Annotated in this window: 13 protein-coding genes; 9 read left to right on the plus strand and 4 right to left on the minus strand. The window is 72.8% G+C overall.

The window, feature by feature from the left end:
* Positions 1–164: 164 nt before the first annotated feature.
* Positions 165–425: a hypothetical protein gene (locus tag BTM25_RS11625; protein WP_103562936.1), complete on the plus strand. Its 261-nt coding sequence runs from the start codon at positions 165–167 to the stop codon at positions 423–425.
* A 51-nt stretch (positions 426–476) separates the two neighbouring features.
* Entirely contained in the window at positions 477–1925 is a 1449-nt protein-coding gene (locus BTM25_RS11630; protein WP_235828373.1) for a DUF2786 domain-containing protein, read from the plus strand.
* A gap of 39 nt (positions 1926–1964) precedes the next feature.
* Here BTM25_RS11630 and BTM25_RS11635 read toward each other — a convergent pair whose 3' ends face one another.
* Positions 1965–2177, minus strand: coding sequence for a helix-turn-helix domain-containing protein (locus tag BTM25_RS11635; RefSeq protein WP_019630467.1), 213 nt, complete (start codon positions 2175–2177; stop codon positions 1965–1967).
* A gap of 1914 nt (positions 2178–4091) precedes the next feature.
* Here BTM25_RS11635 and BTM25_RS11640 point away from each other — a divergent pair.
* Positions 4092–5216, plus strand: a complete 1125-nt coding sequence (locus BTM25_RS11640; protein WP_103562937.1) for a hypothetical protein — start codon at positions 4092–4094, stop codon at positions 5214–5216.
* Between the two features lie 811 nt (positions 5217–6027).
* Here BTM25_RS11640 and BTM25_RS11645 read toward each other — a convergent pair.
* The gene (locus tag BTM25_RS11645; protein WP_103562938.1) at positions 6028–6801 is read right to left on the minus strand and encodes a hypothetical protein; all 774 of its coding nucleotides are present in this window, start codon (positions 6799–6801) and stop codon (positions 6028–6030) included.
* 462 nt (positions 6802–7263) lie between these two features.
* Between BTM25_RS11645 and BTM25_RS11650 the strand changes: the two genes are divergently transcribed.
* Together BTM25_RS11650 and BTM25_RS11655 are read left to right on the plus strand one after the other, a co-directional pair.
* A complete protein-coding gene (locus BTM25_RS11650; RefSeq protein WP_103562939.1) occupies positions 7264–8547 on the plus strand; it encodes a citrate synthase in 1284 nt (427 codons plus the stop codon).
* A gap of 130 nt (positions 8548–8677) precedes the next feature.
* Complete coding sequence (locus BTM25_RS11655; RefSeq protein ID WP_103562940.1) at positions 8678–9541, plus strand: hypothetical protein; 864 nt, start codon at positions 8678–8680, stop codon at positions 9539–9541.
* Between the two features lie 567 nt (positions 9542–10108).
* On the opposite strand, the gene BTM25_RS11660 is transcribed toward BTM25_RS11655, so the two are convergent.
* A complete protein-coding gene (locus tag BTM25_RS11660) occupies positions 10109–10417 on the minus strand; it encodes a hypothetical protein (protein ID WP_103562941.1) in 309 nt (102 codons plus the stop codon).
* Positions 10418–10682: 265 nt separating this feature from the next.
* On the opposite strand from BTM25_RS11660, the gene BTM25_RS11665 reads away from it, so the two are divergent.
* The 3 genes from BTM25_RS11665 to BTM25_RS11675 all read left to right on the plus strand — a co-directional run bounded on the left by BTM25_RS11665 (position 10683) and on the right by BTM25_RS11675 (position 13456).
* Positions 10683–11588 (plus strand): helix-turn-helix domain-containing protein, encoded by a 906-nt coding sequence (locus BTM25_RS11665; protein WP_103562942.1) that lies wholly within the window; start codon positions 10683–10685, stop codon positions 11586–11588.
* Between the two features lie 351 nt (positions 11589–11939).
* The gene (locus BTM25_RS11670; RefSeq protein ID WP_103562943.1) at positions 11940–12341 is read left to right on the plus strand and encodes a nitroreductase family deazaflavin-dependent oxidoreductase; all 402 of its coding nucleotides are present in this window, start codon (positions 11940–11942) and stop codon (positions 12339–12341) included.
* An 86-nt stretch (positions 12342–12427) separates the two neighbouring features.
* Entirely contained in the window at positions 12428–13456 is a 1029-nt protein-coding gene (locus BTM25_RS11675) for a phosphotransferase (protein ID WP_103562944.1), read from the plus strand.
* Positions 13457–14075: 619 nt separating this feature from the next.
* Here the strand turns inward: BTM25_RS11675 and BTM25_RS11680 are convergent.
* Complete coding sequence (locus tag BTM25_RS11680) at positions 14076–14678, minus strand: histidine phosphatase family protein (protein WP_103562945.1); 603 nt, start codon at positions 14676–14678, stop codon at positions 14076–14078.
* Between the two features lie 49 nt (positions 14679–14727).
* Here BTM25_RS11680 and BTM25_RS11685 point away from each other — a divergent pair, with 49 nt between their 5' ends.
* Positions 14728–15117: a VOC family protein gene (locus tag BTM25_RS11685; RefSeq protein WP_103564579.1), complete on the plus strand. Its 390-nt coding sequence runs from the start codon at positions 14728–14730 to the stop codon at positions 15115–15117.
* Positions 15118–15139 lie beyond the last annotated feature (22 nt).

Raw genomic sequence — 15139 nt, forward strand, 5'->3', positions numbered from 1 at the left:
GAACGTCCCGACGGCTTTCGGTCATGACGCTACGATGACGAACGGCTCCGAAACGTGATGGATCCGAGATCTTGGACGATTGAATGATCCACCAAACCGGCGCAAGCTATGGTCGGCACGACGCAAGCCCCCGACCGCTCCGATCCCCCGACAGGACTGACCCGATGTTCGAGATCTGGGAGACCGGCGAGCCCGCCCGCCTCATCTCGGAGGCGCGCAGCCTCGACCAGGCCCTGGAGAAGGTCGACACGATGTGCCGCTTGCGCCACGACCAGGCCGTCGCCCAGATCGAGGACGGCGGCGCCGGCGGCTACAGCTTCGAGATCCGCGGCGGCGGACGCGTGTTGGCCCGGCTGACCTACGTCCCCGACACGACCCGCGCGTACCGCAGCGTCATCACCGAGGGCCTCCGCTCACCGCGCTGACCGGCGCGGCCGCTCCGTGCCAAGATCAAGGGGGCGACCACGGGAGGCGACATGACGGCTGCGCACACGCCCGCGCTCGCCACCGCGCGGATACTGGCCGGCGAACTGGCCCGCTCCCGCGACGCCGCCCTCCGCCGCCGCTGCGCCGCACTGCTCGCGCTCGCCCCGCTCTGGCCGGACGCCACCGGCCGCGCCCTCCTCGGCGCCCTGACCGCCGGCGTCACGTCCCTCTGGTCGCGCGGCTGGCAACCCGCCGACCTGGCCGCCTACACTGCACGGACGCACGGCGCACGCGCACGCCGCCTGATTCTGGACGCGATCGCCGCCGAACTGCGCGCCTACCCGTCCCTCGGTGACCCGGTGTGGACCGACCAGCCCGCCGCCCTCGGCGCCCATGTGTGGTGGCCCTCGGAAGGCTCCTACACAACGTCCTGGTGCGCCCGCGAACGCACCGGCCCCGAGACCCTGCTCTCCTGCGCGAGCGACGTCCTGCGCCTCATGTCCGAAGCCCCCGCCCTCGCCCAGATCAGCCCCCCACCTGGAACGATCCCGCCTCCCCGGGGCCAGACGCCAGGCGATGCGGGACCTGAACCAAGCCGGGCGCCGGGCGGCGCAGGGTCTGAACCAAGCCGGCCACCGGACGGGCGCGAGGCAAGCCAACCACCGGACGGGCATGAGGCAAGCCGACCGCCGGACGGGGCCGAGGCAGGCCAGCCGCCGGGCGGGCCGGAGGCGAGTCAGCCACCGGACGGGCCCGAGGCGAGTCGGGCGCAAAGAGGAATGGGGCCCGAGGCGGAGCGGCGCGTGCTCGGGCGCGTGCGCGCGCTGCTCGCGAAGGCAGAGTCCACCGCGTTCCCCGCCGAGGCCGAGGCGCTGAGCGCCCGCGCGCAGGAGCTGATGGCGCGCTACAGCCTCGACCGGGCGCTGCTCGCCGGATCCGCCCCCGCGGCCGGGGACGCCCCGGTCGGCCGCAGGATCGTCGTTGAGGGCCCGTACGAGGGGCCCAAGGCGGTGCTGCTCGGCGTGGTGGCCGAGGCGAACCGGTGCCAGGCCGTCTGGCACCGGGACCTCGGGCTCGCCACCATCGTCGGGCACCCGGCCGAGCTGGCCGCCGTGGAGCTGTTGTTCACGTCCCTGCTCGTCCAGGCGACGGCCGCGATGACGCACGCCGGACCGCGCGGGGACGCGCCCGCGCGGACGCGGATCCGCTCGTTCCGGCACTCCTTCCTGAACGCCTACGCGGCGCGCATCGGAGAGCGCTTGCGCGCGGCGGCAGAGCACGCCGCCGGGCACGCCGGGACACGGGCCGACCTGGTCCCGGCACTGGCCGCGCGCGACGCCGCCGTGGACCGGGCCGTGGACACGCTGTTCCCCGGTCTCGTCCGGGGAAGGGCGCGGGCCGTCTCGAACGTGGCCGGCTGGGCTGCCGGGCGCGCGGCAGCCGACCTCGCCGGGCTGGACGGACGGCGCGCCGTCGCCGACCGGTCCGGCGGACGCTGAGCGCCGTCCCTGCCGCCCGAGGGCGCGGGGACACGGCGGTCAGCCCTTCTTGCGACGCGTGTTCCCCCCGCGTCCGCGCAGCGGGACGCCCGCTTCCTTCAGCACGTTGTAGATGAAGCCGTACGACCGCCCGGTCTCGGCGGCAAGGTCGCGGATGCTCTCCCCCGCGGCGTAGCGCGGCGCGAGTTCCGCCGCGAGCTGTGTGCGTTCGGCGCCGGTGACCCGGGTCCCCCTCGCCAGAGTGCGACTCACGTTTACCTCCTGCGTCTGGGCCGGAGCGCGGGCGATCCCGCAGCTCACAGCGCTGTTGATCTACCCCCCAACGTACACATTGCCCGCAAATCCCCCCGCGCTACCGCCGGAACAGCACAAGATAGGCCGATGCCGGTCTTTTTCACGGCGTACGGCGTGTCAGCACCGGACAGATGACCCACACCCGCAAGCACACCCGAAACCGTTGCCACTCCCCCGCTCCGCCGGACGAAGCGCCCCCTGGTCGCGTTCCCGCCCTCCGACCCACCGGCCGCCCGAATTCTCCCGACCTGCCGAAACCCTTTTTAGGACTCAGCCACACACCCAACCCGGCCCGACCACAACCCACACGAAGACCAGAGTTCCCGACTTACCAGGCCGGTGAAGTGCAGTTACGGCACCCACCCCGAACCAGAAGCGCAACAGCCCGCCCCCACGTCACCCACCGACCGCCCGCAAACCGACAACCACCCCGACCCCACCCTGCAAACCATCACAATGACACCACTCGACCAGAAAAACACCCCAAATATTTCGCATAAACCCCACCACCACCCACCGCACACTAAGCCCCCCAAGCCGTCACACCCCCACACCCGCCTCCAGTTCAACAGCCCCCACTCCCCCACACCCCCAACCCCAAGTCCCCCGACCAACAGAAACCCCCAAACAGGCATCCCCAACCCCGAACCGGACGGCTCTGCCAAGGACGAACGGAAGCGCGGACCGGCACATAGACATGGACATGGCGCATAGGCGTGAACCAACGCCCGCGTCGTGCCAATGGTCGGCGCGTCGTCCCGATAGTCGCCGCGCCTCGGCCCCCGCGCACCGCTCACCGCGCGGCCAGCCCCTCAGGCACGTACTCGACCCGACCTCAAAGGTGCGCACCCCGAGTCCAGACCGAACCCGAACTCGGCGAAGCCCCGCCGCCAGCCGACCAGCACGCGCCAACACGGACATCCGCACCCGAGGGCAACAAAGACCGATCTGGGTCGGCACGGACAGCGGCCCAACGCGGCCCCGTGCCAGCCCGCCCGATCAGCATGGACAGCGGCCAGCCCAGCCCAGCGCCAGCCCACCTGCTCAACACGGACAGCGGCCCGGCGCAGCCCAACGCGACCCAGCCCAACCGACGCGGCGCAACCCGGCGCAACCCGGCCGAATGCGGCGCAACGCAGCGCGTCGCGACGCAACGCGGCCGAACGCGGCCCGGCCCAGCGCGGCCCGGCCCAGCGCGGCCCAGCCAACGCAGCCCAACCCTGCGGGGCCCAACCCGGCGTAACGCGGCCCAACGCAACGCGGCCCAGCCCGCCCGACGCGGCGCAACCCGGGACAGCCCGGCCCAGCACGGCCGAACGCGGCCCGGCCCAGCACGGCCCAGCCAGCGCAGCCCAACCCGCCGCAACGCGGCGCGGCGCGGCCCGGCGCGGCGCGGCCCGGCGCGGCGCGGTGCGGGGCGGTGCGGGGCGGTGCGGCGCGGGGCGGGGCAGGGCGAGGCCAGTTCGCCCAGTCAGCGCTGTTGCCAGGCGCAGAACGTTGCGCACAGATTCGACGTCCGGCTTGACGTCCGGCTTCCAGTCGCCCTGGCTTCCGGCCGGGGTTCACCTCCTTGGGGGTGGTCGGCTTCGGTGTGCGGCGCGCGGTTGTCATCTCGCGGGTTCACCGGGAACTGGACGGTCGGAAGCCGCTTATCCGGCACCGCGTCCGGCTTTCACGCGCCAGAAAGGCCGAATTTGCCGTGCGCGAAGAACTGTTCCTTGATCAAGTGTGACCAATGGTCAACGCTGAGTAGCCGGAGTGGCTACGATCGGTGCCCTTACGGTGACCACCGCGATCCCCCCGGGGCAGTGAATGAACCCACATGGCAGTTACAACGGAGCCCTCCTCTCCGCCTGCGGAGTACTGGGCTGCGTGATCGTGGCCGGGACCGTCGCATTCAGCACGGCAGACCCCGCCCGTGCGGCGACGCCTCCGCGTCCGGCCGAGCGCGCGTCGGCGCCCGCGATGTGCCGCGTCCCTCCCGTCCGCGACTGGCGGCTCTCCCGGCTGTGCGCCGCCTGGGAGGCGTTCCAGGGTGCCGGGCGGCCGCCGGTCAGCGGCGCCCGGCATGGCGGGCGCTCGCATCGCAAGCAGGTGAAACCGCAGCGCCGCGCGGCGCCGCCGCGTCCGGCGGTCCGCACCAAGCGGACGCGCAAGGGCGGGCCCGTCCCGACACCACCGGAGACCCCGCCGGCCGCCGCCGCGCCGACCGCCGAGGCCGCGGCGCCCGTCCCGGTTCCCGTCGCCGACGGCCGCGCGATCGGCCGTCCGCGCATCATGCGTCCTCCCGTCGTCCTGCTCGGGCTCGTCCTGTCGCTCATCGCCCTCGGCTATCCCCTCCGCCGGCGGATCCAGGCGCTGGCCGGTCCGTGGTTCTCCCCGGTCTCGGTCGAGGTGGAGCCGCGCCGGACGACCCGGTTCAGCTACCGTCCGGCGATCGACCCCTTCTCGGTCCCGCTCATGGGCCTGTCGGGGGCCGGAGCGCCCGCGACGGCGCGCGTGCTCGCCCTCGCCGCGCTGGAGGACTTCGAGGACACGGCCCTCGTCGTCGTGCCCCGCCCGGACGCCATCGCGCTGTTCGGTCTCGCCGAGGACGAACTCCTCGAAGGCGGCCCCGACGGGCTGTTCCTTCCGGGCAACCTGGAGTCCGCGCTCGGCTCGATGGAGACCGAACTGGCGGTCCGCCGGGACGCGGGCGGCACCTGCACCCGGCGCTTCCTGCTCGTCGCCGACTGCGAGGACGAGATCGACCGCATCGAACGCCTCGTCACCGCCCACCCGGGCGAGGTCGCGGCCGTTCTGCTCGGCGACTGGCCGGGCGAGCGCGCCGAGGTCGACGGCGAGGGCACCGTCCAGGCGACCGCGACCCTCGCCGACCGCCTCCCGGAACGCCTGCCCGCCCTCTCCCGCACGGCCGCCCGCGACCGCCTCTACACGATGGTCCCCGAACCGGCGGAGCCGCGCCGCCGTGGCCTCGGCCTCCTCAAGCGGAAGTAGTCCCCGCCCCCCTCCCGGCACGGCCCGCGCGCCTCGGCCCCTGGGAGGGGGACGAATCCACCTCTGCACCAGCACACCGTGGACCCAGGACCAGCCACCAGCACGCGCCTCGCGCCCGGATCGGCCGAAGCCCGGACTTCCCCGCGCCGAGCGCACGCAAGTTCCTCTGGCGCGCCTGATCTCAGTTCCGGCGTCATACCGACCTTGCCGCCGCAACCGCCAGCGCAACGGCGACGGCGACGGCGATGGCGACAACCAGCACGACAGCAGCCGCGACGACCACTGCCCCAAGCGGCAGAGCGGCCCGCATGACGACCGCAGCCGACACGGCAGCGGGTGCGACAGCCAGTACCGAAGTCGGTAGCGCAACGAGAGCGCACAGGCCAGCCGGTGCGACAACCAGTGCCCCAGTCGGTAGCGCAGCCAGTGCGAGAGCTCCCAGGGCAATCGGTGCGACAACCAGTACCCGAGTCGGTAGCGCAGCCGATGCGAGAGCGCGCAGGGCGACCGTTGCGGCAAGTGGTGCGTCCCATGACGACGCGCATCGAATGGGAGGACGGAACTCATCGTTCCTGCCGATCGCGGCGCGCGGTGCGATCGGTGGAACCACGCATCGGGCGCGACGACAAACCCGGGGATCGCTCCTCCTCTTGATAGCGGCAAGCAGCGTGTTCTCTTGATAGCGGCGGGCAGCGTGACCCGTGATGACACGCGGCGGGCGGCGACTCGGGGCCAACGCTCATCGTTCCTCGCTTGGGGTAGGCGGTGCGGACGGTGGAGCGCCCTGCGGGGTGGGAGGACGGGTCCGGGCTCACCGCTCCTCTCGGTCCGTGATGGCGGACAGGGTGTAGCGGGCGGACGTGAGGCCGCTGAGGGCACGGCGGGCCGTTGCCAGGTCGGGTGAGCGGGGCTCGGCGCCGTCGAGGAAGCGAGTGCAGGCGGCGAGCCACCCGCGCAATGCCGTGGTGCAGCGTTCTTCGGCCCGGCGCGCCCGCTGGACGTCCGCCTGCGCGGCCTCGGCGGCGGCCGTCTCCATCAGCGCTTCGTCGGCGGCGAGCGCGCGGACGTCGGCGAGGGCGTAGCGGCCCAGCCGGTCCTTCGTCAGCCCGCGTTCGGCGACGAGACGGCCGAACTGCTGCGACCGCCAGCCGAGCGCCCGCGCCGCGCCGCCCGCGTCGACCGTGTCGCGCAGCGGCCCCTTCCGGGCCGCGACGACCTCGGCGAGGGTGGCCGTCGGCACCGCGTCGAGGTGGCGCGCCAGGTAGACCGGATGCCCGCGGTAGCGGCCCGCCACCGGGAGGACGCCGCTGGCCGCCAGCACCTCCACGTCGACGCGTTCCACGTCGAGCACGGCGCGCCGCGCCAGCCGCGCCGCGGCCCGGGCGGCCCCGGCCGGCGGATCCGACCCCAGCTCGGCGCGGATCCGGTCGGCCTCGCCGCGGCAGCGGTCCACGAGGCCGGCGGACCACCGGCCGGGTCCGGCGTCCGGGTCGGGCACGAGCCCGAGCGTGCGGGCCGCCCGGAACTGCCAGTCGCCGAGGTCGAGCCGGACGGCGAAAGCCCGCTGGCCGTAGGTCTGAGTCATCTCGATTCTCCGTTCGCGTGAGGGCGTCGGGACCAGCCTGCGCCGCGCGGAAACGCCAGAAAACCCGAATCCAATTCTGGGGAAAACTCTGGGCGAATACCGGGCGCGGGGCAGCCCGTTGATCATGCGAGTGGGCAGGGAAGACGGCGAAGATCGGCCATGCGGCGACGGCGACGCGCCCGAGGTGACACACGGCCATTGAGATCCTCGTCACTTGATACGACCCATCGAACGGCCGTGTAACGACGGTGATCTCATGGACCCGGGACGGCCGGCCCGCGTCCACGGCCACGAGATCGCAAGGTGGACGCGCGTTCGGCGGTGTTCGCGGCGTCCGGGGCACGATGGCGCGCGGACGACCCCGCTGTCCCGAAGGCCCCGGAACGACCTGCAATGATCGGCTGGTTACGATGAACGACGGAACGTCTACGCAGGTGTGGACGGAGTTGGGAGCGAGCGAGCATGTCCGATTTCGAGCTCAACCACGCGGGTGGCCGTATGCCCCTGGAGATCACGCAGTCGAGCGAGGGACCCTCGGGGTTCGGCATCGGAAGCCTGCTCAAGGAAACGGGCCAGGTCACGCTCGATCCGGGGTTCACCAACACCGCGTCCACCACATCGGCCATCACCTACATCGACGGTGATGCGGGCATTCTGCGCTATCGGGGCTACCCGATCGAGGAACTCGCGGAGAAGTCGTCGTTCCTGGAGGTCGCCTACCTCCTGATCTACGGCGAGCTGCCGTCCGCCGACGCCCTGTGGGAGTTCACCGACAAGGTCCGCAAACACACGCTGCTGGACGAGAAGTTCCGCGCGTTCTTCTCCGCGTTCCCGCGCCGCGCGCACCCGATGGCGGTGCTGTCGTCGGCCGTCAGCGCGCTCTCGACCTTCTACCAGGACAGCCTGGACCCGTTCGACGACGAGCAGGTCGACCTGTCGAGCGTCCGGCTCATCGCGAAGCTCCCGACGATCGCCGCCTACGCGTACAAGACGTCGATCGGCCAGCCGCTGCTGTACCCGGACAACTCGCTCGGCTACGTCGAGAACTTCCTGCGGATGACGTTCGGCCTGCCGACCGAGCCTTACGAGATCGACCCGGAGATCGTGCGGGTCCTCGACATGCTGTTCATCCTGCACGCGGACCACGAGCAGAACTGCTCGACGTCCACCGTGCGGCTCGTCGGGTCGAGCCAGGCGAACCTGTTCTCGTCCGTGTCGGCCGGCGTGGACGCCCTGTTCGGTCCGCTGCACGGCGGCGCGAACCAGGCCGTCCTGGAGATGCTGGAGGGCATCCACGCCAACGGCGACGACATCGAGACGTTCGTCAACCGCGTGAAGAAGAAGGAGCCCGGGGTCAAGCTCATGGGCTTCGGGCACCGTGTCTACCGCAACTACGACCCGCGCGCGGCCGTGGTGAAGAAGGCGACGGGCAAGGTCCTGGAGGCGCTCGGCAAGTCCGACCCGCTGCTCGACCTGGCGATGCGGCTGGAAGAGGTCGCGCTCAGCGACGACTACTTCGCCGAGCGGAAGCTCTACCCGAACGTCGACTTCTACACCGGCGTCATCTACAAGGCCCTCGGGTTCCCGACGAACGCGTTCACCGTGCTGTTCGCGCTCGGCCGCCTGCCCGGCTGGATCGCGCAGTGGCGCGAGATGATGGCCGACCCGGCCACCAAGATCGGCCGTCCGCGGCAGGTCTACACCGGCCCGACCGAGCGGCACTACGCCGACATCTCGTCGCGCTGACCTCTCGCTTCCCGCGGCCCGGCATCGCAGGATGCCGGGCCGCGGCGCGTTTTCCACAGAATCGGTTTCGACTTTCGGCCCGGTGCCGGGCTGTCGGACGCTGGAGGCCCACCGGCTTCCAGGAGGCGTCATGTCCGGCAGCATCGCCCTGACCGTCCCCGAGACCACCCGCGCGGCGTTCGTCGTCGCCACCGACCGGATCGACGGGACGCCGTCCCCGGCCCTGCGGCTCGGCCCGCCGTTCGCGGCGGAGGCGGCCAGGCGGCTCGGCTCGCCGGCGCTCCAGATCACCGACGAGGCGGCCGGCACCGTCTCGTGCGACCCGACGCCCGTCACGGCGTGGCCCGCCGCGCGCCGCGTCTCGGTCACCGCGATCCTGCCCGGCGGCGACCGGCCGCGCGGCGCGTGGATCGCCCGCGCCGCCGCCCGCTCGCTGGCCGAGGCGTTGGACGGGGTCGTCATCGACCCCGACTCGGGCCAGGTCCTCCCGCCGCGCCCCGAACCCCCGGTGTTCGCGCTCGCGGACGACTGGCTCGGCGTCTGGCTCCCGCCGCACCGCGACGCGGGCCGCTGCACGGCCGACGAGGACGACGTCGACGGTTGCGCGTGCGTGGAGATGACGACGCGGGGGCTGCGCCGTCTCGGGCTGCCGGAGCTGCGCGTCAGCGGCGTGGCGTGCAGGCACGACCTGGCCGCGCTCAACCTCCTGCGCGCCGCCGCGCGGCGGCTGCTGCTCCTCGGGGACCGGCCGGGCGTCCACCACCTCCCGCGCGAGCCGTCGCTCACGGGCGACGACCTGGCGGGCTACTGGGGCGTGAACGGGCCCGTGTGGGACGACGACCCCGTCCCGGTGCTCCTGGAACCGCTCGGCCCGCGCCTGCTCCATGTGGGGCCGCCGAGCCGCTTTCCCGGCTCCCTCAACGAGTGGCTGTGGGAGGAACTGCCCAGACCGCTGTACGACTTCCTCGGCTACGACACGGAGCCCGCCTTATGAGCGTCCACCGGCACCGGGCCGTCAGGACCCGGCACGGCAGGCGTTCCCGACTTGGAACGTCCAAGTGCCGAGGCGCCCCCGCGATGCGTGCCCGTTGTCACGGCACCCGCGCTCCAACAGAGACAAGGAGCGCACCGCGCGGCAACGCGTGCCGGGCACGGGACGAGCCGAACGCGGCCAATGGCGCCCGGCGCCGCAGACACCGGAACCTTCGTCTCAGGGGGCCACAGGTCAGGGGCCACAGGCCGCCGGGCCCCCGTTCCCGGGGCCGCACCGAAGGTGGTGGCTCACTGTCCCGGAGAGGGAGAGCCTGGACTTCGGCCGGGCGACGCCGGTCCGGCCGTGGGGGCGCGGCAAGGATCGTTATGGCGACCTTCTGGTCCAAGAACGGGGGGTGCCTTGGTCGCGTGGTTCGAATGACTTGGTGAAGGGGTGGCGGCGGCTCCGGTCGTCGGAGCCGCCGCCGGGGAAGGAGGCGGGGCCGGTGGTGCCGGGGGACGGTCCGGCCGGGCGGCCGGACCGGCGTCGGGCGCGCCTGCCGCCCCGGCGCGGCCCCGCCAGGGCGGGTCAGCCGGCGCGGAGGTAGGCCGTGCGGACGTGCAGGCGGTCGCGGAGCAGGCCGATCGCCTCGGGGAGCGTCCGGCCGGCGGCCTGGGCGCGGAGGCGGTGGCCGTCGATGCCGACGATCGCCTGCGCCAGCGCCGGGCGCGGAACGTCCGCGCCCGGGACGACGCTGAGGGTCACCTGGACGCTCGTCACGTCGGTCCCCTCCTCGTCCAGGGCCGTGCGGACCGCCGCCGCGGCGGCGGTGCGGTCGGCCTCGGCGACGTCGCCGGAGGTGAGGAAATTGATAGCGGGAAAGTGGTGGTCGGTCATTGCATTCCCCCAAGCAGTGCGGTTTTCCATTGTTCCGCCGGACGCCCTCGGGACTGAGTCGCGGAGACGTCTCTGTCAACGAGACGAACGGCGTCGCGGCGAAGTTGACCGGAAAGGCGGGAGAGCTTGGTCACCTCGGAACGTGATCATCTGACGCCTCCCGCTAGAGGCCGTGATCCCCTACGATGGACGTTGCCCTTTCCGCCCCCTGTACGTGGACCAACCGACCGGCTGGTGAACCTTGCCCCAGGATGCTGCTGTCTCGATGCCCTCGAACGGCGACGGACCGACCGGCGGAGAGTTGCTCGGCTACCCGCGCCGCGGCGGGCCGACCGTCCTCCGCATTCTGCTGGGCAACAAGCTGCGCCGGCTGCGCGAGGACCGGGGCATCTCGACCGAACAGGCGGGCTACGAGATCCGCGGCTCGCACTCCAAGATCAGCCGGATGGAGCTGGGCCGGGTCGGGTTCAAGGAGCGCGACGTCGCGGACCTGCTGACGCTGTACGGCGTCGAGGACCAGGCCGAGCGGTCGTCGCTGCTGGAACTGGCGCGCGAGGCGAACACGCCGGGCTGGTGGCACCAGTACGGCGACGTCCTCGCGGGCTGGTTCGAGACCTACCTCGGGCTGGAGGAGGCGGCGTCGCTGCTGCGCAGCTACGAGCTGCAGTTCATGCCGAGCCTGCTCCAGACGGAGGACTACGCCCGCGCCGTCATCCGCCTGGGCTTCCCCGACGCCTCCGAGGAGGAGGACATCGACCCGCGGATCCACCTGCTGATGACGCGCCAGCGCCGGTTCACCGAGCCGGGCGCGCCGACGCTGTGGACGGTCGTCGACGAGGGCGTCCTGCGCCGTCCCCTCGGCGGACGGGCCGTGCTGCGCCGTCAGATCGAACACCTGCTGGAACTGTCGGAGCTGCCGAACGTGACGCTGCAGGTCGTGCCGTTCAACGCGGGCGGCCACGCGGCGGCGGGCGGTCCGTTCACCATCCTGCGGTTCGCCGAGCCGGGCCTGTCGGACGTGGTGTTCCTGGAGCAGCTCACCAGCGCGCTGTACCTCGACAAGCCGTCCGATGTGGACACGTACATGCGCGCGATGAACCACCTGTGCATCACGGCGGCGCGTCCCGACGACTCGATCGTCTTCCTCCGCGACATCCTGCGCGACGTCTGAGCCGACCGCGCGGCGGCGCCCGGCGCGGTGCCCGGAAATCCCTGTGCCACAGGGCCGGAGCGTCGATCATGCCGCCAATTCCCGACCGGGTCTATTCACTCGGATGACAGGGCGGCGTCATGCATCCGCAGTCGATCACGGCGCGTTCCATCACCCCCGCCCGGACGAATGTGGATCTTCAGCGGCGGTGAACTCGGAGGGCCGGGTTTGGCACCGGCACCGCTCCAGGCCGCACGGCACCCGAGCCGTTGAAATTTCCGCGAAATACCCGCCGGGAGCGTCGGACGCGCGCGTCCGGGGTATCGACGCGACGGAGCCCATGAAGATCATCTACTGAGAGAGGGACGGTCCATGCTGTACGGCAGGGAGCACGTCGAGAAGTACCAGGAGACCGGCGGCAAGATCGGCCACGACTGGAACGGCACGGTCACGCTGCTCCTCACCACGACGGGACGGGTCACCGGCCGCGAGTTCACGACGCCGCTGATCTACCAGCCCGACGGCGACGCGTACGTGATCGTCGCGTCCAAGGGCGGTGCGGACGAGCACCCGCAGTGGTACGAGAACATCCTCCGCGACGACCGGGTGACTGTGCAGGTCCGGGACGACGTGTTCACCGCGCGCGCCCGCACCGCGAGCGACGACGAGCGGACGCGGCTCTGGCCGAAGATGACGGCCGCCTGGCCCGCCTACGACGAGTACCAGGAGAAGACGGACCGGCAGATTCCGGTGGTCGTCCTCGAACGCGTTTGAGCGCGCGGCCCGTTCCCTTCCACGCCGCGCGCCGCGACGTGTAGCGTCGGCGGGGAACATCCGTTCGATCGTCTCCGGGGTGCTGCGTGCCGACGTCTCAGAGCGCAAGCGACACCGAACCGCCGTCGCTCCCGCTGCGCCGCTGGGCGCTCGACGCGGCGCAGGCCCCGGTGCGGGTCGCGGAGCGCGCGTGGCGGATCGGCGCCGGGCCGGACGGGTTCCTGCTGAAGGCCTACCCCGCGCCCGACCGGCGGCGCATGGCGTTCCGGCACCGGGTGACCGCCGCGCTGGACGCGGCGGGCCTCCCGGTGCTGGCGCCCGTCCCGTCCCGCGCCGGCCGGACGCTCGTGGTCGCGGGCGGCACCGGCTACGTCCTGTACCCGTGGGTCGCGGGGCGGCGGCGCGGCGGCCTGGAGCTGACCTACGCGCAGTGCGAGCGGCTCGGGGAACTGCTCGGCCTGCTGCACGCGGCGCTGGACGAGCACACGCCGCCCGTCCAGCAGGAGATGCTGGTGTCGACGCCGCGCGCCGCCGACGCGGTCGCCGAGATCGACCGGCTGCTGGCGGCCGTCCCCCACGACGGGACGGACTTCGCCGCGCTCACCGGGCGGCGCCTCGCCGAGCGCCGCGCGCTGCTCGTGGAGTTCGCCGACCACCAGCCGCCGGAACTGGACGTGAGCACCGTCGGGCACCTGCACGGCGCGTTCGACGCCCGTCGCCTGCGCTACGGCGGCTCGGGGAACGTCACGGCCGTGCTCGGCTGGGACGCGCTGACGACCGGTCCGGTAGCGGGCGAGGTCGTCCGCGCCGCCGCAAGCCTGTTCGCCACCGGCGACGAACGCGGCCTGGACTTGGAGCGGGTGCGAGCGTTCGTGCGCGGCCACCGGTCGGCGTTCCCGCTGGACGCCGGGCAGATCCAGGCGGCCGTGCACCGCGCCTGGTGGGAGCGGCTGTGCGACGTCGCCCCGCTGCGCCACCGCTACGTCGGCGGCGAGCGCGAGCCCGCGGGCGCCTCGGCGCTGGTGGGCTGGTGGTCGGCGCACCTGGACCTGACGCTCGACGCCTTCCCCGCCGCGTACGGCACCGAGCCGGTCGAGAACCCCGCCTACGGCTGACGACCGTCCCCCGCGACTCCGGCGGACGGCCGTCCGCTGAGACCCGAACGAGCGGACACCGCCCCGCACGGCCGAGCTGCCACGCGCGAGCCTAGGACGCAAGCTAGGTGAGACCGGCCGCAGCGGCGCGCCCGTACGGCTGAGCTGCCACGCGCGAGCCCTCGATGAGGGGACCCGCATGCGAGCGGGGTGGGACCGGACGCAGCGGTGCGCCGACGTGGGCGAGCACGCGAGCGCAGAGCTGCGGTTCACGGATGAGGGAACCCGTATGCGAGCGCCGTGGGACCGGACGCAGCGGCGCGTCCGCACGGCCGAGGTGGCACGCATGAGCCCTCGATGAGGGACCCCATATGCGAGCGGGGTGCGACCGGACGCAGCGCGCGCCGGCGCGGGCGAGCACGCGGGCACAGAGCTGCGGTTCAAGGATGAGGGGAACCGTATGCGAGCGGGCGGGACCGGACGCAGCGCGCGCCGGCGCGGGCGAGCACGCGGGCGCAGAGCTGCGGTTCAAAGATGAGGGGACTCGTATGCGAACGCGGTGGGACCGGACGCAGCGGCGCGCCGGCGTGGGCGAGCGCGGAGCTGCGGTTCGAGGACGTTCGCGGAGGCGCGACCGTGGTTACGGGTGGGAGCGGGCCGGGGTGAGGGGGCGTACGCAGGCATTCGGGGTGGGGGTCGACTCGGCGTAGTGGTGGAAGGCGCGCATGGCCGTGCTGTCGGGAGTGACGGTCCCTGTGTCCAGGGTCCACGTCACGGCCAGCAGGAACAGGCGGTGGGTGAAGACCGCGACCGTCGCGTCGTCCGGGAGGGCGGACAGGCGGTCGAGGAACGCGCGGGCGCGGGCGATGAGGGCGGTGAACGACTCGCCGTCGTCGCCCAGGACGAGCGACGGGTCGGCGCGGGCCCAGTAGGCCGCCGCGTGCGGTCGGCGCTGCTCGACCGTGGTCCCCCGGCCGTGCAGGGTGCCGAGGTAGGTGAATTCCTGGACGGGCCACTCCGCGCAAGGAACGTCCGGGAAGCGTTCGCGTGTCGGCTCGGCCGTCTCGCGGGCGCGCAGGAACGGCGACACGACGATGAGCGAGGGCGGCGCGGTGAACGACTCCGCGACCGTCGCGGCCTGGGCGCGGCCGAGGGCGGTGAGCGGGGCCGCTCCCGGTCCGTACGTCGGGAGGCCGGCGTTGGATTCGCTCTCGCCGTGCCGGATCAGCAGAGTCGTGGGCATGGGGCTCATGCTGGCATGCCGGGCGCGGGTCCGGGAGAGGATGGGCGGCATGGACGTACTGAGCAGTCGCATCCTGTTGCGGCCCACCGACCCCGCACGCACCCGTCGCTTCTATCGGGACGTCCTCGGGTTGGCGGTGTATCGCGAGTTCGGTCCGCGCGACGATCCCGGCACCGTCTTCTTCCTCGGCCCGGGGTTCCTGGAGGTGTCGGGCCACGGCGACGCGGCCGGGACCGCAGGGACGATGCTGTGGTTGCAGGTCAGGGACGCGGCGGCCGAGCACCGGCGGCTCGCGGCGGCGGGTGCGACGATCGTCCGGGAGCCGCGCACCGAGCCGTGGGGGCTGGTGGAGATGTGGATCGAGGACCCCGACGGCGTCCGCATCGTGCTGGTGGAGGTGCCCGACGACCATCCGCTGCGCCGTGACCAGCGGGGATGACGGACGGATTGTCGGAGGCCCG

This window comes from Actinomadura rubteroloni, from assembly GCF_002911665.1.
Taxonomy (GTDB): Bacteria; Actinomycetota; Actinomycetes; order Streptosporangiales; family Streptosporangiaceae; genus Spirillospora; species Spirillospora rubteroloni.